We start from the raw sequence: 20868 nt of genomic DNA, 5'->3' as shown, positions 1-20868 counted from the left end.
CCCGGCGCGAGCCGTACATCCGGGGCCGGGCCGCGACGCACCCAGTGCGGTGGTCGGTGACCGAAGACGGTGGTGGGGCCGTCCCCGACCAGGACGGCCCCACCAACGTTCGATCGGTGTCAGCGGATCTCGTACGCCCGGATCACGGTCGTGGTCACGACCGCGCCGGCCGAGTCGGTGACGCGGGCACGCAGCGACACGAATCCGGCCCGGCCCGGATGCTTGACCTTGGCGGTGTGGCCGCCCGGCAGCGACAGCACCTGCGTCCTGCTCCAGTGGGCGCCGTCGTCGAACGAGGCCTCGACCTCGACCTTGGCGACCTTGCCGGCGCCGGCCTGGCGGGTGAAGGTCAGCGGCACCGCCAGCATGCCGTGCTTCTTCGCCGCGTTGGTGTCGTCCAGTTGCGGCGCGAAGCCGACCGCGGTCAGCGGCAGGGCCGTACCGGTCGCGGTGTACGCCGAGTCGAACTCCCACACGGTCTCGACGCTGGTGGAGAGCCGCGCCGGCGCCGGCTGGGTGAAGCCGTACGACAGCCGGTACCGGGACCGGCCCGGCTCGCCGACGTCGACGCCGGCGTACGCCCCGGCCCGCTCCTCGACCAGCGTGTCACCCCGGTACAGCGCCAGCTTGCCGGTGGACCCGGCCGCCTCCGAGAAGCCCCGGTGACCGGCGGCGTCGGCGTAGCCGTCGAGCCGGAGGAGGAACTCGTTGCCGCGCCGCTCGACGATCGGGTACTCAGGGAAGGCCGGCGTCATCGGCGTGCTGAAGACAGCCTGGTTCCACTGCTCGGTGTAGTCCTTCCCGGCCTGGTAGTCCGACCGTTGCGCGTCGAACTCGGCCACCCGCCGGTAGTCCGCGCCCGCGCCGACGCCCTCCTCGAAGGTCGACTCCCAGCCGAGGTTGCCGGCGTAGTACTCGGTTCGCTGCGCCGGCAGCGGCGTGGACGGCAGGATGAAACCGTCGGGGTAGTCGACCCCGGGGATGACCGGGTAGTTGGCCCGGGTACCCACCCCGTCGGTCGCCGCGGACGCGTAGCCGACCCGGACCTTGGCCACGTCGCGCTCGCTGAGCTCGCGGGTGAAGCCGGTGACGAACGAGCCGGTCTGGTACCAGCCGGTCTGGTAGGTGTACGGGCTGGCCGTGAAGCCACCGTTCCCGTCGGGGCGGGCGAAGAGCGCCGTCACCGACGTGATCAGACCGTCGACGTTCTTCGGACCCAGGTCGGCGGTGTAGATGGAGCCAGGGTCGCCGGCGAGGCTCATGGCGAACAGCTGCGGGGCGCCGGTGTGCTGGACCTCGACCTCACCGAGGACCGGGGCGGCGTCCCGCTCCGGAAGCCGGATGTCGACCCGCCGGGCCTGGCGGCCGTCGAGCGTCAGGTCGGTCGTCCGGTCGACGGTCAGCCGGCCGTTGGCCAGGATGGTGCCCGTGCCGTCGGCGCTGATGCCCATGCTGAGCACCACGTAGTCGCCCATCGGCACCCGGAGGGTGTCCGCGCTGTCGTAGCTGACGACGAACTCGCCGGTGGCGAGGTTGCCGAGCTGGGTGACCACCTCCTGCGGGGCGTCGGTGCGGGCGGTGACCTTCAGGTGCACGTCGGCCGACGGCTGTTCCCGGAAGACGCTGAACGGGGTCTGCACACTCACCCCGTCCGCGGTGGCGACCAGTCGGCCGCCGAAGGTGCCGTACGCGTCCCCACCGGCGCGGGTGTCGGCGGTGAGCTGGACCGTGGCCTGCCCGTGGGCGGGCACCGTCACCGTGCTGCCGTCCAACGTGATCACGCCGGCCGGCACGTCACCGGTCACGGCGAGCCGCAGGGTGATCGGCGCGTCGGCGTCGTTGCGGTACGTCACCGGCCGGGTGACCACGTCCTGCGCGTCGTGCGGGTACGCCCGGAAGCCGAAGTTGACCGCCGGTGGGTCTGCGGCGACCGGCTGGGCGAGCGCCCGGGCCACGTCGAGCTGGCCGGCGCCCTGGCCGAACAGGTCGATCGCCGCGCTGGGCCGGGCGGAACCCATCAGCGCCGATTTGAGCTGGCCGGCACGCCAGTCGGGGTGCGCCTGGGCGAGCAGCGCCGCCGCGCCGGCGACGTGCGGGCTCGCCATCGAGGTGCCGCTGAACGAGACGTACTGCTCGCCGGGTGGGGCGACGTCGGCGGTGGCGGAGCGGGCCGCGGTAATCGCCGTACCGGGGGCGGTGATCTCCGGCTTGACGGCGTAGTCCCCCAGCCGAGGGCCCTGGCCGGAGTCCCAGCTGCGGACACCGCTCTTGTCGACGTTGCCCACCGCGAGGGCGGCGTCGGCCGAGGCCGGTGAGCCGATCGACTGCGGTACCCAGCCGCTGTTGCCGGCGGCGGCGACGAAGAGGGTGCCGTACTCGGCGGTCAGCTCGTTGACGGCAGCCTCGATCGGATCGACGCCGGGCTGGTCGTCGGCGCCGAGGCTGAGGTTGACCACCCGGGCGCCGGATTCGGCCGCCCAGCGCAACCCCTCGAGGATCGCCGAGTCGGGGCAGGCCGCGCCGAGGCCGTAGTAGCTGAAGCAGACCTTGCCGACCAGCAGGTCCGCTCCGGGCGCCATGCCCCGGTAGCGGCCGTCGGAGGCCGCCCCGCTGCCGGCCAGGATGGAGGCGACGTGGGTGCCGTGTCCGGCGAGGTCGTCGTCGGTGGTCTCGTAGTCGGTGACGAAGTTCCGCTCGGCGGCTACCCGTCCGGCGAAGTCGGGGTGGGTGTCGTCGATGCCGCTGTCGAGCACCGCCACCTTGACACCCGAGCCGTCGTAGCCGGCAGCCCAGACGGCCGGGGCGCCACTGGCGGGCACGCTGACGTCGAGGGCCGGCTTGCGGATCCCGTCCAGCCAGAGCTTCCCCGCGCGCAGCGAGTCTCGCAGCGTCGGCCAGTTGCGCGCCAGGTCGGCGACCGGGATCTCGGCGGCGAAGCCGTCGACCGAGGCGAGTCGTCGCTGCGCGGTGAGCCCGCGCATGCCGGTCAGGTCGGACGCGATCAGCGGTAGCCCGTCACGCCTGTCGAAGCCGTCGGCGAGGAGTTGCGTCACGTTGAACAGCCGCTCGTCGAGCCGGTCCTCGCGCAGCAGCCCGAGGGCATCGGAGGGCACGACGTACTCGTCGTCGCCGTGCCGGTAGCGGAGGAACTGGATGCCGTGGCGCGGAACGATCGCGATCCGGCCGGCCGAGGACTCGATCCGGTCGCCGGTGATCAGGGTCAGGGTGCGGGCCGGTTGCCTGGCCGGTTCGGCCGGGGTGGGCTCGGCGGCCGAGGTGGCGGCCGGCGTGGGAGGTGTGGTGGCGGCATCGGCCGGGCCGGCCCCGATCAGCAGCCCGGCGACGGTGACGAGGGCAAGCGCGCCGTAAGGGGATGAACGGCGACGTCGCATGCGTGCTCCTTTGCATGGCGACAGGGCGTGCCGCCGGCCGGGTCACCGGAGCCGGCGGTACGTCGTGTCCGAATAGGATTCGGGTGGTGTTTTCGCACTGCCAATGCGAGAACCCGCCCGGACGGTAATGCTTGTGGATCATCGACTGGCTGTCGACCCCGTCAAGATCACGTAATGGCAACCGTTCGTCGGGCGGGCCCAACCGAAGCGGGCGCCCGGCGAGTTCACCGAGCGCCCGCACACCTGCCTGGTACGCGCTAGGCGTGGCCGGCCCACCCGGCCGCGACCGGCGCGGCGGGCCGACCGGCGACCGGCACGTCGACGGCGAGCAGCGCGCCGTCGAACGGACCGGGGTCGGGCAAGCCGTACGAAGCGGTGGTCACGAAGAGGCGGCGCAGGCCGGGACCGCCGAAGCAAACACTGGTCGGCTGTGCCGCGGGCAGCCGGATCTCCCGGTCCAGCGTGCCGTCGGGCCGGTAGCGGCGTACCGCCGAGCCACCCCAGAGCGCCACCCAGAGGTGGTCCTCCGCGTCGACGGTCATGCCGTCCGGCGCACCCTCGGCGGGGTCGAGCCGCAGGAACGGCGTCCGGTCGCCGAGGGCACCGGTGCCGGCGTCCACAGTGAACCTGTCGACGTGCCCGCGCGGGGTGTCGGCCAGGTACATGGTGGTACCCGCGCAGTCGAAGGCCGGTCCGTTGGCGATGGTCAACCCGGTCACCACCGGCACCGGCGCGGCTCCCGGATCGATCCGGTAGAGCGAGCCGCCGCCGGGCGTCCCGGCGTACGTCATGCTGCCGGCCCAGAACCGGCCGTGCGGATCGGCCACGGCGTCGTTCATGCGAGCCGGCTCGGTGTTCCCGCCCTCCAGGTCCGCGACGGCGCGCTGCCCACCGTCGGCGGTGAGCCGAGCGACGCCGGTGCCGGCGACGGCGAGCCACTCCCCCGGGTGACCGTCGACCGGGGCGACCGCGCCCAGCGGGACGTCCAGCCGGCGCAGCTCGACCAGCGGCGCGGGGCCGTCGCCATCGGTGGTGAGCAGTCGCCCGGCGAGCAGGTCCACCAGCACGAGGCGGTCGTCCACCCAACGGGCGCCCTCGCCCAGCTCCAGCCGGTCGGCGCTCCACGCGGTCGGCTCGGTCAACTCCATCTCTCCTCCTCGATCGGCGGGCGGTACGTCCAGCAACACAGCGGTGGGCAGGTCCCGTGCCTCGATCAGCGCGGGGACGGTACGGCCGGCACGTCGGCCACCGCCGCGCGGAAGGCGGCGGCCCGGGCGCGGAGCGCGTCGAGATCTCCGCCGCGCACCGCGTCACCGAGCAGCGGGGAGCCGACTCCGACGGCTACCGCGCCCCGGGCCAGGTACTGGCGGGCGCTCTCGGCGTCCACCCCGCCGACCGGCACGAACGGGACGTCGGGCAACGGGTCGCGCAGCGCACCGAGATAGCCGGGCCCGCCGATCGAGGCGGGGAAGAGCTTGACCGCGGCGGCACCGGCCGCCAGCGCGCCGAGCACCTCGGTCGGGGTCAGCGCGCCGGCGAGCACCGGCAGCCCGAGTCGGGGCCCCTCGTCGAGGCTCTCGGCCAGCGCCGGAGTGACGAGGAAGGTCGCGCCCGCGTCGGCGGCGGCGCGGGCGTCTGTCGCGCTGAGCACGGTACCGGCGCCGAGACCGAACTCGGGGCCGAGCGCGGCCCGGGCACGGCGCAGCGTGCCGAGGGCGTCCGCGCTGGTCAGCGACACCTCGATCAGCGCCACGCCGCTGTCGGCGAGGGTCAGGACCGCGGCGAGCGCCGCGTCCGGGTCCGGGCCGCGCACGATGGCGAGGAGCCGGTGTGTGCGCAGGGCGTCGGTCAGGTTCACGGGTGGCCTTTCTGTCGATGGGCGGAGACGGTCAGCCGCCAGGCGACCTCTCCGGCCGGGGGGACGACCGCCGCGTCTGCAGGCCCGGCCTCGGCCAGGTCGAAGGCGGCGCCGAGCATCGGCTCCACGCCGAGACTGCGGTAGGGATTCGTCTCGGGCCAGCCGCGCAGGTTGCGCCAGAAACCGACGCCCACGGGTTGGCCGTCGCACTCCAGCTCGAAGGTGAGCACATCGGGTGCGTCCACGACCCGGACCCGGCGGCAGCCCACCAGTACGGCACCGACGGCGGTGCCGTCGTCCGGGCCGAGGGCGTCCAGCGCCAGACCGGCCGGCGCGGGCCAGTCGCCCGTGAGCCAGGGCCGCCCGGCCGGCCAGACGCCCGGCGGCAGCAGCGCGGCGGCCTCCGGGTGCAGCCGGGTCGGGGTGCCGGCAGGGGCCTCCAGCCGGGCCGCCGGCGACAGGTCGAGCAGGGCGTGCGCGGCCCAGAGGAAACGGTAGCCGGGGTCGGCGGCGAGCCGATAGTCGGCGACGACCGCGCCGGAACGTTCGGCGATCCGGCGGGTGAGGCTGAACTGCGGGCTGTCGACGACCGCGGCACCGGGACCGACCTCCCGCCATTGGCGGGACCAGACGTCACCGTGGTCGGGGTTGCCCCGCACGGTGGGCAGGCACTCCTCCAGCCCGCCGGCGTCCACGAAGGCCGCCCCCGGCGAAACCGTCTCCCGGCCCGGTTCGGGCCCCTGCCAGAGCCATTCCCGCCCGCCGCCGCGCAGGCTGGTCCAGCGTCCGCCGAGCGCGAGGTCGACGTCGGCGCGCAGGGGTACCAGCTCGCCGGGGGCGGCGGGCACCGCGTGCGGACGCGAGACGGCCGGGTCGTCCGGTCGCTCCCCGGCCGGCGTCACCATTCGGCGAACGACCCGTCGGGGTGATGCCAGACCGGGTTACGCCAGGCGTGCGGGCTCTTCGCGGCGCGCCGCACGGCCGACTCGTCGATGGTGATGCCGAGGCCGGGCCCGTCGAACCGCAGGATGTGCCCGTCGGTGAACCGGAACGGCTCCGGGTCGAGCAGGTAGTCCAGCAGCTCCGAACCGGCGTTGTAGTGGATGCCGATGCTCTGTTCCTGGATGAGGAAGTTCGGCGTCGCGAAGGCCACCTGGAGGCTGGCCGCGAGCGCGATCGGGCCGAGCGGGCAGTGCGGGGCCAGCAGGGCGCCGTACGTCTCGGCGAGCGCGGCGATGCGCCGCACCTCGGAGATGCCCCCCGCGTGGGACAGGTCGGGTTGCACCACCGACACCCCGGCCTGCAGCGGCGCGAGGAACTCCGACCGCGAGTAGAGGCGCTCGCCGGTGGCGACCGGCACCGGGGAGCTGATGACCACGTCCCGCAGGTGGTGGGCCTGGTCCGGGAGCAGTGGCTCCTCGACGAAGAACGGGCGCAGCGGCGCCAACTCGGGCAGGATGCGGCGCACCGCGGCGAGCCCGGCACGGCCGTGGAAGTCCAGCGCGATGTCGCGCTCGTCGCCGAGCACCGCCCGGGCGGCGGCGACCCGGTTGACGATGTCGTCGATCTCGGCCGGAGTGGGGATCGGGGAGAGCTGGCCGCAGGCGTTCATCTTCAGCCCGGTGAGCCCGGCGGCGACCTGCTCGGCGGCGGCGTCGGCGATCTCGCCGGGCTCGTCCCCACCGATCCAGGAGTAGATGCGCACCCGGTCGCGGACCGGCCCGCCGAGCAGAGCGTGCACCGGAACTCCGTACGCCTGCCCGGTGATGTCCCACAGCGCCTGGTCCAGCCCGGCGACAGCACTGGACAGGACCGGGCCGCCACGGTAGAAGCCACCCTTGGTCAGCACCTGCCAGTGCTGCTCCACCCGGAGGGGATCCTCCCCGACGAGGTACTCGGCGAGCACCTCGACCGCGGCACGGACCACTTCGGCCCGCCCCTCCACCACCGGCTCACCCCAGCCGACCACACCGGTGTCGGTCTCCACCCGGCAGAACAGCCACCGCGGCGGGACCAGGAAGGTCTCGATGCGTTCGATCTTCACTGGACCGCCCTCTCGTTCGCGGCTGCGGGGCTCGCAAGCTCACTCCTCGCGCTCACCGAGCCGACCCTTCGTTCGCGACTGCGGGGCTCGCAAGCTCACTCCTCGCGCTCACCGGTCACCCTCTCCTGAGCGCAGCTTCTCCACGTCCCGGACGGCCTTGGCGAGCAGTTCGCGCATCGCCGTCTCGGCGGCGCGCTCGTCGCCGGCGCGGATCGCGTCGACCACCGCGCGGTGGCTGGGGACGGGATCGTCGTCGCTGTCGCGGCCGTGCACCAGCCGGTCGCGCTCGGCGAGCCCGGTCTTCATCACCACCTCCATCCGGACCAGCAACTCGTTGTGGGTGGCGGCGAGCAGGGCCCGGTGGAACGCGAGGTCGGCGGCCACGGCCGCCGAAGGGCGGCCCTTCGCCTCGGCCATCGCCGCCAGGGCCGCGTCGAGCGCCGCCACGTCCTCAGCGCTGGCCCGGGAGGACGCCAGCCGGGCCGCCGCCGGCTCGATGATGGCCCGGACCTCCTGCAACTGGTCGATGAGCAGCGGGTCCGCCCCGTCGGCGAACTGCCAGCGGATCACGTCACCGTCGAGCAGGTTCCAGTCCGCACGGGGCCGCACGAAGGTGCCGCGCTTCTGCCGGGCGTCCACTATGCCCTTGGCAGTGAGGACCTTGAGCGCCTCGCGGAGGGCGGTGAGACTGACGTCCAGCTCCTCCTGGAGCGCGGCGAGGTTCAGGGTGGCGCCTTCAGCGATCTCCCCGGTGAGGATGCGCCGGGCGATCACCTCGACGGTCTGTCCGTGGACGCCACGGCCTGCGTACTGTGCCAATGCTCTTCGCGCCTTCTTCGCTCGTCGGTCCCGGCCGGTCAGGCCGAGGCTTTCACCGCGGTCCATCCACCGTCCACCACCAGGCTCGTGCCGGTGACGAAGGCGGCGTCCGGCGAGGCGAGGAAGGCCACCACGGCGGCCACCTCGTCCGGCGTACCGAACCGCTTGGCGACCGTCTCCGCGACGCTGCGTCGGCGGTCCTCCTCCCCGATACCGTCCCAGGCACCGGTGAGGATCGGGCCGGGCAACACGCTGTTGACCCGTACGCGTGGTCCGTACTCCACGGCCAGTTGACGGCCGAGCGCGACCAGGGCGCCCTTGGCGGCCGCGTAGGCGGGCCGGCCGGGCAACCCGATCAGGGCGTGCACGGAGGAGATCAGCACGACCGCGCCGGCGCGGTCGAGCAGGTCGTCCAGGCAGGCCCGGACGCCGAGGAAGGCGGCGGTGAGATTGACGCCGAGCTGGCTGTCCCAGGATGCGCGGCTGGTCAGGTGAGCGGGCGCGATCTCGACGGCCGACGCGTTGCTGACCAGGATGTCGACCGGGCCGAGTTCGGCGCGCACCCGGTCGATCGCGGCGGCCCAGGACGCCTCGTCGGAGACGTCGGCCACGATGGACAGTGCCTGCGCTCCGGCGGCGGTCAGCTCCTCGGCCACCGGGGCGGGATCGCGGACGTCGAGCAGCGCGACCCGGGCTCCCTCCGCGGCGAGGCGACGGGCGGTGGCCGCGCCGATCCCGCCGTAGGCGCCGGTGACCACAGCTGTCTTGCCGTCCAACCGGCGTACGACCGGATCCATCGACCACCCCAGGCACGGTTTAACCATTAATTACGAATACATCTTGACAGTGAGAGTACCCCGGATGCAACCTTCTGGTCACACCGTTAACAAGACCGACACCGAGCGCCGCGTCGCAGCGTGTCGATGAGGAAGGGACCACCTGTGACGGACTTCGATCCCGGTCGCCGTCGATTCCTCGGCCACCTGGGGCTCGCGGGCCTGGGCGCGCTCGGCGCCGGCTCGTTGCTGAGCGCCTGCGCCAGCTCCGCCAGCGGGCCTGCGAAGAGCGGCGGCTCCGGTGCCGTGACCATCCAGTCCAACCTCTCCTCGCCGCAGGCCAAGACGGCGATCGAGAAGCTCGTCGAGAACTTCAACAAGCTGGGCAAGGGCACCGCGTCGGTCAACACGATCGCCTCGGAGACGTTCCGCACCCAGCTGCCGACCTACCTGACGTCGGCCAACCCGCCGGACCTCTACACGTGGTACGCGGGCTCGGTGGCCAACGACTACGCCAGCAAGGGCCTGCTGCTCGACGTCTCCGACGTGTGGCAGGGGCTCGGCGAGTACCCGCAGTCGCTGAAGACGCTCTCCACCGACGCCAGCGGCAAGCAGGTCTTCGTGCCGATGACCAACTACTGGTGGGGCTTCTTCTACCGCAAGAGCAACTTCGCCAAGTGGGGCGTGCAGGAGCCGAAGACCTGGGCCGACTTCCTCGCCCTCTGCGAGACCCTCAAGGGCAAGGGCGTTCCCCCGATCGGCATCGGTCTCGGCGACACCCCCTGGGTCGCCTCGGCCTGGTTCGACTACCTCAACATCCGCATCAACGGCGCCCCGTTCCACCGCGAGCTGCTCGCCGGCAAGCAGCGCTTCGACGACCCGAAGGTCAAGGCCGTCCTCACCCGCTGGCGCGAGGTCCTGCCGTACTTCGACCCGAAGGGCAAGGCGTACCCGTTCCAGGAGGCGACCACCGCGCTGCTCGCCGGCAAGACCGGCATGTTCCTGATCGGCACCTTCTTCGCCGACGCCGCGCCGAAGGACGCCCTGGGCGACCTGGACTTCTTCCGCTTCCCGATCATCGACCAGGCGGTGCCGGTCGCCGAGGAGGCGCCGACCGACGGCTTCTTCGCCAGCGCCAAGAGCGCCAACCCGGCCGGCACCAAGGAGCTGCTGAAGTACTTCGCCTCCGTCGAGGCGCAGGAGGAGTACGTCAAGTCCAGCTCCGGCATCGTGCTGCCGGTCCACCCGAAGGCCAAGGCGGCCGACTCGCCCCTGGTGGCCAAGGGCAAGGCGATGCTGGACAGCGCCGCCGAGCTGACCCAGTTCTTCAACCGCGACTCCAGCGACGCGCTCCAGCCGACCGCGGACACGGCGCTGACCAAGTTCATGGACAAGCCCGACCAGATCGACGCGATCCTCCGCGAGTGGCAGGCGTCCGCCGAGAAGGTCTTCAAGGGCTGACGTGGCAGACGTGTCCACAATCGCCGAGACACCCGGGACTGCGACGTCCGCGGTGGCCGGCACCCCCCGGCGGCGGCGACGGTCGGCCCGACTGTCGCCGCTGCTGGTGGCGTTCGTGCTGGTGCCCTTCGCGGTCGAGAGCATCTGGGTGTTCTGGCCGGCGTTGCAGGGCTTCTGGTTTTCGCTGACCCGCTGGGACGGCCAGACCCCACCCGAATTCATCGGCGTCGACAACTACGTGGAGCTCGCCGGGGACGCCACGTTCCGCGGCGCCCTGCTCAACACGGTCATCTGGTTGGTCCTCTTCGGCGGGCTCTCCGTCGTGGGGGGCTTCGGGATGGCGCTGCTGCTGCAGCGGGAACGGCGGGGTGTCGGCTTCTACCGGGCCGCGCTCTTCACCCCGGTGGTCTTCTCCCTGGTGGTGACCGCGCTGGTCTGGCGGGTGTTCTACCAGCCGGACGGGCTGGCCGACCAGATCCTGCGCACCGTCGGGCTGGAACACCTCATCCGGCCGTGGCTCGCCGACCCGAAGACCGCCCTCTACGCGGTGATCCTGCCGGCCCTGTGGCGGCAGATCGGCTACGTGATGGTGCTCTTCCTCGCCGGCCTCAAGGCGATCGACCCGGCGCTGCAGGAGGCCGCGCGGATGGACGGGGCGAACGGCTGGCAGCGGCTCTGGCACGTCACGGTCCCCCAGCTCAAGGGCGTCAACGCGGTCGTGCTCTCGGTCATCGTGATCGACTCGCTGCGCTCGTTCGACATCGTCTGGTCGCTGACCAAGGGCGGGCCGTACCACTCGTCCGAGCTGCTCAGCACGTACATGTACTCGGCCGCCTTCCAGAGCCTGCGGCTCGGGTACGCCTCGGCCATCGCCGTGGTGATCTTCGTGCTCGCGCTCGCCGTCATCCTCGGCTACCTCGTCCGTGCGTTCCGGGAGGAAGCGTGATCCGCAAGCTCCGCACCGGGACCTTCCACACCGGGATGGTCCTGCTCTCGCTGCTCTGGCTCGGGCCGGTCATCTGGGTGGTGGTGATGTCCACCCGCACCTTCGACGACATCGCCGCCAACGGGGTGGGCAGCCTGCCGCACTCGTTCACCCTCGACACCTACCGGCAGGCGTGGGTCGACGGCGGGGAACTGCGGGCGCTGGTCAACAGCCTGCTGGTGACCGTGCCCTCGGTGCTGCTGAGCCTGGCGCTGGCCGCCGTCGCGGCGTTCGCGCTGAGCCGCTACCGGATCCCCGGCCGGCGGACCATCCTGCTGCTGATGCTCGCCGGCAACCTGCTGCCGCCGCAGATCCTGCTCATCCCGGTACAGAAGTTCAGTGAGCTGACCGGCCTGTACGACACGCTCTGGGCGCTGATCACGGTGCAGGTCGGCTTCGGGCTCGGCTTCTACACGTTCGTGCTGCACGGCTTCATGCGCGACCTGCCCGGCGAAATCCAGGAGGCGGCGACGATCGACGGCGCGGGCCCGGCGCAGATCTTCACCCGGGTGATGCTGCCGCTGACCCGGCCGGCCCTGGCCGCGCTCGGCGCGCTCTCCTTCACCTGGATCTTCAACGATCTGCTCTGGGCCATCACGGTGCTGCGCACCGACGATCGGATGCCGGTCACCCCGGCGCTGCTCGCGCTCCAAGGCCAGTTCGTCTCCTCGTGGAGCGTGATCGCCGCCGGCACGGTGATCGCCGCGGTGCCGACCGTCGCGGTCTTCCTGCGCTTCCAGCGGCACTTCATCGGCGGCCTGGCGATCGGCGCGGTCAAGTGAGCGCGAGGAGTGAGCCGCTCCTGCGAGCCCCGCAGTCGCGAACAGAGGACAGCCAGTGAGCGCGAGGAGTGAGCCGCTTTTGCGAGCCCCGCAGTCGCGAACGAAGGAGAGCCAGTGAGCGAGCAGGGTACGGACGCCGCGCGGCGGTGGACGCTGCGCGGCGCGCACACCGAGTACGTGGTGACGGTGCCGGCGCACGGGCGCTGGCTGGAACTAGTCGCGTGGGGGCCGCACGGGGTCGGCAACGGCCCCTCCCCCGTCGCGTACGACGGGCCGGTGCCGTTCCTCACGGCCGGGGACGCCGCCCCGATCGAGTACGCCACCGACGCGGACCGCCCGTTCACGGGCGCCGATCTGGTGGTGGAGACGATGACCGGGCACCGGCGGGTGGCGTTCGGCTTCACCGAGGCGGCGCACGATCCGGCCGCCGGCACGCTGGCGGTCACCTTCGCCGACCCGGTCACCGGGCTGCGGGCGGTGCTGCGCTACGCCGTACCGGCCGGCGCCGACGTGGTCCGCCGCTGGGTGGAGCTGACCAACACCGGCAACGAGCCCCTCCGACTGGCCCGCGTCGGCACGGGCGGTTTCTGCGTACCCACCCCGCACGGCGCGCTGCTCAGCCACCAGTGGGGCCAGTGGGCGCAGGAGTTCCAGCTCGAGCACGTCGACCTGAAGCACGGGGCGTTCACCATCGGCAGCAGCCAGGGCGTACCCGGGCATCTGCACGTGCCGTGGCTGGCCGTACGGGACGGGGCCGAGCCGGACGGACCGGCCTGGGGCGTGGCGGTGGCCTGGACCGGTTCGTGGGAGATCACCGCAGAGCGGGACACCGGCGGGCTCACCCGGATCCGGGCCGGGCGCCGGTTGCCGGACGGCCCCCTGGAACTGCCGGCGCGTGGCACGCTGACCCTCCCGGAGGTCGCCGGAGCGTACAGCACCGACGGGCTGGACGGGCTGGCCCGGGTCTGGCACCGCTACCAGCGCCTGCTCGCCGGGGACCGGCTCGTCCCCCGGCCGGTGCTCTACAACTCGTGGGAGGCGACCTACTTCGCGGTCGACGCGAAGAGCCAGCTGGAACTGGCCCGGATCGCCGCCGACCTCGGGGTCGAGACGTTCGTCGTCGACGACGGTTGGTTCGTCGGCCGCAACGACGACACCGCCGGGCTGGGCGACTGGACGCCCGACCCGGCCGGCTTCCCGGACGGCTTCGAGGCGTTCATCGCCGAGGTCCGCGGCCTGGGGCTGCGCTTCGGGCTCTGGGTGGAGCCCGAGTGTGTGAATCCGCGCTCCCGCCTCTACGCCGAGCACCCCGACTGGGTCTACCAGGTCGACGGGCGGCCGCTGACCCCGATCCGCAACCAGTACCTGCTGGACCTGGGACGGCCGGAGGTCGCCGACTTCGTCCACTCCACGCTGGACGGCCTGCTGCGCCGGTACGACATCGCGTACCTGAAGTGGGACTTCAACCGGCCGCGGACCGAACCGGGCCGCGCCGGCGCGGACGGACCGCTGGACCTCGACGGCGCGCACGTGACCGCCCTGCACCGGATCTACGACCAGCTCCGCCGGGACCACCCGGACGTGCTGATCGAGTCCTGCGCCGGCGGTGGCGCCCGCACCGACCTCGCCATGGCCGGTCGGGCCGACATCTTCTGGCCCAGCGACAACACGGCCCCCATGGACCGGCTGGCGATCCAGCACGGTTTCCTGCACGCCAACGCTCCGCACCTGCTGAGCTCGTGGGTGACAGATGCGCCCGGGATCTTCGATCCGCGGCCCCGGTCGCTGGCGTTCCGGTTCGTCCTCGCCATGGCCGGGGTGCTCGGCATCGGCGCGGACATCCGGCACTGGACGCCGCAGCAGCGCGCCGAGGCGGCCGGGTGGATCTCCCGGTACAAGGAGATCCGGGAGGTCGTCACACACGGCGAGGTGCACCTGATCGGCGGGCCGGACCAGGCCCGCTGCGCGGTGCAGTACACCTCTCCCGACGGGCGGCGGGTGGTCGTGCTGGCCTGGCACACCGGCCGGTCGGACGGCCCGGGACTGTTGCCGTCCCGCCCGGTGCGGCTGCCGCTGCGCGGCCTCGCCCCGGACGCGCGGTACCGGCAGGGCGACCAGAGCTACTCGGGCAGCCACCTCAGCGCGGTCGGACTTCCCGTGCAGTGGACGCCGACCCACGACGCCGACCTCATCGTCCTCGATCGGGAGTGAGCCCGCCCCGCCCGCCCGGCCGCCTCGCACGGCCCGGGCGGGCGGGTTCGAGGCGTCCCGTGGCGGGGTCAGTCCGACGCGAAGCGGTAGATGACGAAGTCCTTCTCCGCGCCGCAGACGATCAGCCGGGTGTTCCACGAACAACTGCTGCCGCGCACGCCGACGAGTTCACCGAGTTCGGTCACCTCGCCGGTACCCGCCCACACACCGGCGACGCTGCGGTCGGACTCGACCGTGCTCGGCGGCTGCGCGAAGACCAGCAGATTCCCCGCGTCGAGCCGGACCGCGACCCCCCGCCGATCGCGCAGCACCGCCTTGCCGTCCGAGTCGAAGAGCGTACTCGTGGCCGCCGAGTCGGTCACCCGGACCAGCAGACGTTCACCGACGGGCGCCAGCGTGCTCGCGTTCGGCGCCGGCCAACTCTTCGGCGCCTCGCCCTCGGTCGCCGCCACCACGACGGTCTGATCGGCCTTGGCATCCGGCACCTCCAGCACGCAGGCCCGGTGCTCGCCGCACGCCACCAACGCCTCGGGCCGACGCCTGTCGTCCGGAGCCCGGTAGAGCACGACCGGTTGCGCGGCGAGTGAGTTCAGGTCGTACCCGAGCAGCTGGTAGCCGCCCTCGTCGGCGGCGACGTAGAGCCGGTCCTCGTGCGCCGCGAGAAGATCGTCGAGGTCGGCCACGTTTCCCCGGCTGCCGATGACCTTGCCGCTGTCCATCTCGACGACCCGCACCGAGCGGTCCGCGCCCACCTGGAGCAGGCGCCGTCCCTTCTCCCGCCACGGATTCCGCGGCACACCGTCGAGGTAGCCGGGCCCGGCGTCCGCCTGGCGGGTGCCGACCGGCACGACCGTGGTGCGGGCGCCGCCGTACTCGTCCTGAGGGTTGGGCAGGTCCCACCGTTGCTCACCGTCGCGCAGGCGCAGGCCGACGAGCCGCTTCCCGGTCCGATCGACCAGGACCGCCACCTGATCGGTGAAGTAGACGTCGTCGTCGCCGTGAATGGCCCGCTTCCACCGCTGCGCGCCGGTGGTGGCGTCCAGCACCACCATCTCTCGCGGCGTGCTGGTGGCGGGCTCGCTGGGGTACGCGACGACAGCACCCGGCACGGCGACGATCTGCTCCCAGTCATCGGCGGCGACGCCGGTCGTCTTCCGCCACAGTTCCTCACCGGTGCCGGCCTCGACGGCCACCACCTCCAGCTGTCCGTCGGTTCGTCGGTACGCCAGATACGCACGGTCGCCCAGCACGGCCGTCCACACGCCGACGGAACGCTCGTCGCCGGCGGCCACCCGGTTCACCTCCTGCAGTGTGTGGAAGTCCAGCCCCGGGTAACGGTCCCGGGTCAGGTAGAGCAGCGCGGCGGTGGCCACCCCGGCGAGGGCGACCACGGCGCCGAGGACGATCCAACCGGTCCGCCGTCGACCGGCTCGCACGCCGGGCGCACCGGACGGGGGCGGCGACACCGGGCCGACCGGCGAGGGTCGCGCGGCCGGTCCGCGGAACGGTGCAGCGTGGTGGCCGGCGGGCGGCGCGGAGACGGGGTTGACGGACGGAGGCGGCCCGGGCAACGGCGGCCCGGCGGGAGAGCCGGGACGGTCGACGAGGGTCGGACCGACGTTTGCGGGCAGCGTGGCCGCGAGCCCCGACCGGGGCGGCGCGCCGGCAGGCGCCGGCACGGCAGATTCCGGCCCCGGACCGGCCGGCACCGCGCCGGGCGCCTGTGCCGGCGCGGCCGGGCCGGCGTCCAGCACCGTCGGGGCCGGCCGCTGCGCGGGAAAGGCCGGACCGGCGGCCGTCGCCGTCGGCACACGTAGCGGCAGGTCGGTCAGGGCGCCCTCGGCGACCGGCAGCTCCGGCTGTTCCAGGACGGTCGGCGCGATGCCCAGGTCGGCGTGGAGCATCCTGGCCACCAGTGGCATCCGGGACGACCCGCCGACCAGGAAGAGCCCGGCGAGCCGCTCGGGCGTGAGCCCGGCCGCGCCGATCACCTCCCGGGCGGCGGCGACCGCGCGCTCCAGCAACGGACGGGCGGCCCGCTCGACGTCGTCCCGGGTCAGCCGGACCGGCTCGGCCACGCCGGGTACCGCCACCGGCGCGGCCGTGGCACGGGACAGCGACTCCTTGGCGCCCCGTACCGCCTCCCAGAGCGCGATGGCGTCGCGACGCTGCATCGTGTCGCTCGGCGCGGTCAGCCGCGCCCACTGCTGCGCGTACCGGCCGGCGACCAGTTCACCGACCCGGGCGACCAGCGCCGCGTCGACGTCCAGGCCGCCGAGGTCGGGTAGCCCACCGCAGGAGATGACGGTGAAGCCCGAGTCGCCCCACGGGTCGGCTCCCTCGTTGCGTACGACGGCGACATCCAGGGTGCCGCCGCCGAAGTCGAAGACCGCGATCGCCTCGCCGACCGGAACCGGGCGGCGCAGCACCTGCGTGTAGTAGCGGGCGGCGGCCACCGGCTCACGCAGCAGCCGGGTGCCGGGTGGGGTCGGGCCGGCGAGGGTGTGCTCGGCCGCCTGCGGCCAGCCGGCGCCCAGCAGCGCCTCGCCGAGCACCTGCCGCCGGGTGTCGTCCCAGGTGGCCGGGCAGGTGAGCACCGCCGGGGGCAGGAAGCCGACGGCCTCGACCGCGGCCCGACCGACCGCGTGCAGCACCGCCCCGAGCAGTTTCGCGGGCGGCAGGTCGCGGTCGCCGAGGCGTACGGTCGGCTCGTCGATGCGGCGCTTCGGGTTCGGCTCGTAGCGGCCCGGGTCGGCCTGCGCCAGCCGTCGGGCGTCGAGGCCGGCGTGCAGACCGCCGTCCTGGTCGGCGTACACGCCGGAGGGCATGATCGGCTGGCCGTCCACCAGCAGCGGCCGGGTACGCCCGTCCGGCCAGCGCAGCACCGCCACGGTGTTGGACGTACCGAGGTCGACACCGAGAGCGAAGCCCTCGTGCTGGCCTGCCATCTACCGATACCTCCGCGGTGAGGATGCCCGGTCCCGCATCGTACGCAGCCGCCACCGCGTGGCTGACCGGCCGGTCAGCCACGTTGGTCGGTAAGGAATCCGCAACATCTCGCCCCCGACCGTTCGGCGGAGGCCCTGGCTAGGGTTGGCGCGGGGAGGTGCATGTGAGTCATCGGGTGCTGGTGGTGGACGACGACCGGACGGTCAGCGACGTGGTCTGCCGCTACCTGGAACACGCCGGCTACGAGGTCGACCACATCGGAGACGGCCTGGCGGCCCTCGACGCGGTGCGGGAACGCCGGCCGCACCTGGTGGTGCTCGATCTGATGCTGCCCGGGCTGGACGGGTTGCAGGTGTGCCGGCGGCTGCGGCAGGGGTCGGACGGCGTACCGATCATCATGCTCACCGCCCGCGGCGACGAGGCCGACCGGGTGCTCGGGCTGCAACTGGGCGCCGACGACTACCTGGGCAAACCGTTCTCGCCACGGGAGTTGGTGCTGCGAGTCGGCTCGGTGCTGCGCCGGGCCGGGGAGCCCGCACCGCCGGAGGCGGAGGTCTTCGTCGACGCCGGCCTCGAGGTGGCGACCGGCCCCCGGGTGGCCCGGCTGCACGGCCGGGAGCTGACCCTCACCCTGCGTGAGTTCGACCTGCTGGCTCACCTGTTGCGGCACCCGGCGCGGGCGTTCCGTCGCGCCGAACTGCTGGAGCGGGTCTGGGGCTGGACGTTCGGCGACGAGTCCACGGTGACCGTGCACGTACGCCGGCTGCGGGAGAAGATCGAGGACGACCCGGCCGCGCCACGACGCATCGTCACGGTGTGGGGCGTCGGTTACCGCTACCAGCCCGCCGATGCGTGACCTCATTCTGATCTTCGCCATGGCGCTGGCGGCGGCGCTGGGCGTCGGGCTGGCCGGCGCGCTCGCGCTGCGGTTGCTGCGGCACCGGTCGATCACCGTGCACGTCTGCGTGCTGCTCGCGGTGACCGTGGCCGCCGTGGTGGCCGGTGTGACGGTGGTCGCCCGGGCGATGTTCCTGTCCCGCCACGACCTTCAGGTCGTGCTGCTCACCGTGGCCGCCGCCGCGGCGGTGAGCCTCGCCATCGGCTGGTACTTCGGCCGGCGGCTCGCCGCCGCCGCCGTCTGGGCCGACCAGGCGCGCGAGCGGGAACGCCGGATCGAGAAGGGTCGTCGGGACCTGGTCGCCTGGGTGTCCCACGACCTGCGTACGCCGCTGGCCGGCCTGCGGGCGATGGCCGAGGCGCTGGAGGACCGTGTGGTGGACGAACCGGCGACGGTCGCCGAGTACCACCGGCGCATCCGGGTGCAGACCGACCGGATGACCCGGTTGGTGGACGACCTGTTCGAGCTGTCCCGGATCAACGCGGGCGCGCTGCGGCTCTCCCTGGCCTCGGTGCCGCTCGGCGAGGTGGTGTCCGACGCCCTCGCCGGCGCCGCGCCGCTCGCCGCCGCCCGAGGAATCAAACTCGTCGCCGCCGAGTCGGGCTGGCCCACCGTGCTGGCCAGCGAACCCGAGCTGGCCCGGGTGGTGGGCAACCTGCTGCTCAACGCGGTGCGCTACACCCCCGAGGACGGCACCGTGCACGTCGACGGGGGCCGGGACGACGACGAGGCCTGGCTGGCGGTGGCGGACACCTGCGGCGGCATCCCGGAGGAGGATCTGCCGCGCCTGTTCGACGTGGCGTTCCGCGGCGAGCCGGCACGTACGCCCCGGCTGGGCGGCAACGGGGAGGACTCCGGCGGGCTGGGCCTGGCCATCGTGCGGGGGCTGGTCGAGGCGCACGGCGGCCGGGTCACCGTACGGAACACGGGCGACGGATGCCGGTTCGTGGTCCGGCTTCCCGCCGTACCCGCCTGAGCCGACCAGCGGTGGCCACGGCCGGGGATGGCACGGCGCGCCACCGGCCGGACACCGGTGGAGCCATGATCAGGCCACGAAACGGGTCCGCCGGCGCCTGGCCGCCAGGAAGCCACCCGCGCCGGCAACGAGCAGCAGACCGCCGATGCCGATGATCAGGCTGGTCGACGAACCAGTGATCGGCAGCGAGGGGCCGTCGTCGCCCTGACCGCCGCCCTGGCCGTCTCCTGCAGCCGGGTTGATCAGGATCTTGGCTTCGTCGTTGGCCGGGTGCAGGTCCTCGTTGTAGCCCTCGTCGGAGCCACCGTGGTACAGCCTGACGATGCCCTGCTGGGGACCGGCCTTGTCGATGCGTAGCGAGAACGGGAACGCGGCCGTCTTGCCCTTGCCGAGCGGCCCGGGCAGGCTGCACGCGAAGTCAGGGTTTCCGCGGTTGTCACCGTGGCCGAACACCTCGTCGTAGTCCGCGCAGTACTCAGGCGTCTCGACCACAGTGGTGTCCTCGGGCAGGGTCACCAGCGCCATGGTGGGGAGGGATTCGGTGCCGGCGACGCCAACGGCCGCCGGCCCGTTGTTGGTGAAGCCGACCGTCACCGGCACGTTTTCGCCGACCTCGCCCGTGACGGTGGCACCGTTCGCCACCACATCGGCCTGTTGATCGCCCTCGACCGTGAGCCGGACCCAGGTCTCGTTGTTGGACGGGTCGACGTCCGTCTGCGTCCCGTGGGACGACAGGTTCTGGGGCATGCTCGTCGGCTCCAGCTTCAGCACCCCGTCGCCGCCCTTCCCGCCCAGGTCGAACTCGTGCCGCACCTCCTGCCAGTCCGCCGCGGTCAACCACGCGGCGAAGCCGTTCTGCAGGTCCGGCGCCCAGGCGTCACTCGGCACAGTGAATCCGAACCCGGCGTCGACCCGGGCAGCCTCGCCGGGCGCGAGTGACCGGTCGAAGCTGCACGCGAACAGGTTGGGCATGTAACGGTTCGGGCCGGTGTTGCCGTACTCGCAGTTCTCGTACCGCTTCGACGGAGTGAGGCCGTAGTTGCCGTAGACGAGGAGCACCAGGCCGCTCGCGGTCTGCTCGCTCTGGTTGCCCACCGACAGCGGCGCCTTCACCGTGTCACCGGGCCGACCGCTCAGTCCCAATCCGGGTTCCGACACCAGGTCGACGCCCTCGCCAACGGTGATGGTCGACCGGAAGTCGTCGGTACCGGAGTCGGACGTGGAGACGGTGAAGCGCAGCTGCCCCTGTTGGCCCGCCTTGGCGCCGGCGAGCGGAACCACCGGGAGGGTGAGCAGGTCCGGCCTCCTGGCCCCATCGACCTTGCAGGTCAGGATCGCGTCGTCCTCAGTGCAGGAGCCGTACTCGTTTCCCTCCGGCTTCCGCACCTCCGCGAACCGCTCGACCGCGCTGCGGTCCACCGTCACGGTGTACTCGCTGAGCGGCTGACCCACCAGGGCACGGAGCGTGACGTGCTTCTCCGACCCCGAGCGGGTGACGGTGACGCTGTTGGCATACAGGTCGAAGCCCTCGGCCCCGCGCACCCCGACCGGTACGGGGTTTGCTGCGGCGGCGGTAGCGGAGGCGACGATGATCGCGCCTGCGACGCCGATCCCGGCGAGCCAGCACCGGACGAAGTGCTTGGACATCGGTTTCCTCCCCGTGCGAAACAAGGTGAAGCCCGTGGATGTTAAGGACTTCTCACGGGGCCAGGTCGCC

The 20868-nt window shown here is 72.8% G+C and carries 15 protein-coding genes; 6 read left to right on the top strand and 9 right to left on the bottom strand.

The genetic code is table 11. The annotated features are described in order from the left end of the window. Positions 1-119: 119 nt before the first annotated feature. The 7 genes from BXA10_RS24255 to BXA10_RS24225 all read right to left on the bottom strand — a co-directional run bounded on the left by BXA10_RS24255 (position 120) and on the right by BXA10_RS24225 (position 8910). Positions 120-3392 (bottom strand): S8 family serine peptidase, encoded by a 3273-nt coding sequence (locus tag BXA10_RS24255; protein ID WP_076473141.1) that lies wholly within the window; start codon positions 3390-3392, stop codon positions 120-122. A 257-nt stretch (positions 3393-3649) separates the two neighbouring features. Further along, positions 3650-4540, bottom strand: coding sequence for an SMP-30/gluconolactonase/LRE family protein (locus BXA10_RS24250; RefSeq protein WP_076473140.1), 891 nt, complete (start codon positions 4538-4540; stop codon positions 3650-3652). A 65-nt stretch (positions 4541-4605) separates the two neighbouring features. Continuing rightward, complete coding sequence (locus BXA10_RS24245; protein ID WP_076473139.1) at positions 4606-5250, bottom strand: bifunctional 4-hydroxy-2-oxoglutarate aldolase/2-dehydro-3-deoxy-phosphogluconate aldolase; 645 nt, start codon at positions 5248-5250, stop codon at positions 4606-4608. After that, positions 5247-6155, bottom strand: coding sequence for a hypothetical protein (locus BXA10_RS24240; RefSeq protein WP_245828431.1), 909 nt, complete (start codon positions 6153-6155; stop codon positions 5247-5249). The genes BXA10_RS24245 and BXA10_RS24240 overlap by 4 nt, the downstream gene beginning before the upstream one ends. Then, on the bottom strand, positions 6149-7294 hold the full coding sequence (gene dgoD, locus BXA10_RS24235; RefSeq protein ID WP_076473138.1) for a galactonate dehydratase: 1146 nt from the start codon (positions 7292-7294) through the stop codon (positions 6149-6151). Before dgoD ends, BXA10_RS24240 begins: the two co-directional genes overlap by 7 nt. A gap of 108 nt (positions 7295-7402) precedes the next feature. Then, on the bottom strand, positions 7403-8113 hold the full coding sequence (locus BXA10_RS24230; protein WP_076473137.1) for a FadR/GntR family transcriptional regulator: 711 nt from the start codon (positions 8111-8113) through the stop codon (positions 7403-7405). Between the two features lie 38 nt (positions 8114-8151). After that, a complete protein-coding gene (locus BXA10_RS24225) occupies positions 8152-8910 on the bottom strand; it encodes an SDR family NAD(P)-dependent oxidoreductase (RefSeq protein WP_076473136.1) in 759 nt (252 codons plus the stop codon). A 144-nt stretch (positions 8911-9054) separates the two neighbouring features. Between BXA10_RS24225 and BXA10_RS24220 the strand changes: the two genes are divergently transcribed. From BXA10_RS24220 to BXA10_RS24205, 4 genes are all read left to right on the top strand, one after another. Continuing rightward, positions 9055-10350 carry an ABC transporter substrate-binding protein gene (locus tag BXA10_RS24220; RefSeq protein ID WP_076473135.1) on the top strand — a complete coding sequence of 432 codons (1296 nt, stop codon included), beginning with the start codon at positions 9055-9057 and terminating at the stop codon, positions 10348-10350. Between the two features lie 10 nt (positions 10351-10360). Further along, the gene (locus BXA10_RS24215) at positions 10361-11296 is read left to right on the top strand and encodes a carbohydrate ABC transporter permease (protein WP_245828428.1); all 936 of its coding nucleotides are present in this window, start codon (positions 10361-10363) and stop codon (positions 11294-11296) included. Continuing rightward, positions 11293-12117, top strand: coding sequence for a carbohydrate ABC transporter permease (locus BXA10_RS24210; protein WP_245828425.1), 825 nt, complete (start codon positions 11293-11295; stop codon positions 12115-12117). Before BXA10_RS24215 ends, BXA10_RS24210 begins: the two co-directional genes overlap by 4 nt. Before the next feature lie 114 nt (positions 12118-12231). Beyond that, the gene (locus tag BXA10_RS24205) at positions 12232-14328 is read left to right on the top strand and encodes an alpha-galactosidase (protein WP_076473134.1); all 2097 of its coding nucleotides are present in this window, start codon (positions 12232-12234) and stop codon (positions 14326-14328) included. A gap of 68 nt (positions 14329-14396) precedes the next feature. Here the strand turns inward: BXA10_RS24205 and BXA10_RS24200 are convergent, their stop codons facing one another. Continuing rightward, a complete protein-coding gene (locus BXA10_RS24200; RefSeq protein ID WP_076473133.1) occupies positions 14397-17276 on the bottom strand; it encodes an Hsp70 family protein in 2880 nt (959 codons plus the stop codon). Positions 17277-17440: 164 nt separating this feature from the next. Between BXA10_RS24200 and BXA10_RS24195 the strand changes: the two genes are divergently transcribed. Next, entirely contained in the window at positions 17441-18133 is a 693-nt protein-coding gene (locus BXA10_RS24195) for a response regulator transcription factor (RefSeq protein ID WP_076473132.1), read from the top strand. Beyond that, positions 18126-19151 (top strand): sensor histidine kinase, encoded by a 1026-nt coding sequence (locus tag BXA10_RS24190; protein ID WP_076473131.1) that lies wholly within the window; start codon positions 18126-18128, stop codon positions 19149-19151. Before BXA10_RS24195 ends, BXA10_RS24190 begins: the two co-directional genes overlap by 8 nt. Positions 19152-19220: 69 nt before the next feature. Here BXA10_RS24190 and BXA10_RS24185 read toward each other — a convergent pair whose 3' ends face one another. Next, positions 19221-20798, bottom strand: a complete 1578-nt coding sequence (locus tag BXA10_RS24185; RefSeq protein ID WP_076473130.1) for an LPXTG cell wall anchor domain-containing protein — start codon at positions 20796-20798, stop codon at positions 19221-19223. Positions 20799-20868: the final 70 nt, after the last annotated feature.

The sequence above is a fragment of the Micromonospora avicenniae genome (assembly GCF_900156065.1).
Classification (GTDB): Bacteria; Actinomycetota; Actinomycetes; order Mycobacteriales; family Micromonosporaceae; genus Micromonospora; species Micromonospora avicenniae.
The sequence above is the reverse complement of the archived record's forward strand: the minus strand, read 5'-3'. Positions and strand labels throughout refer to the sequence as shown.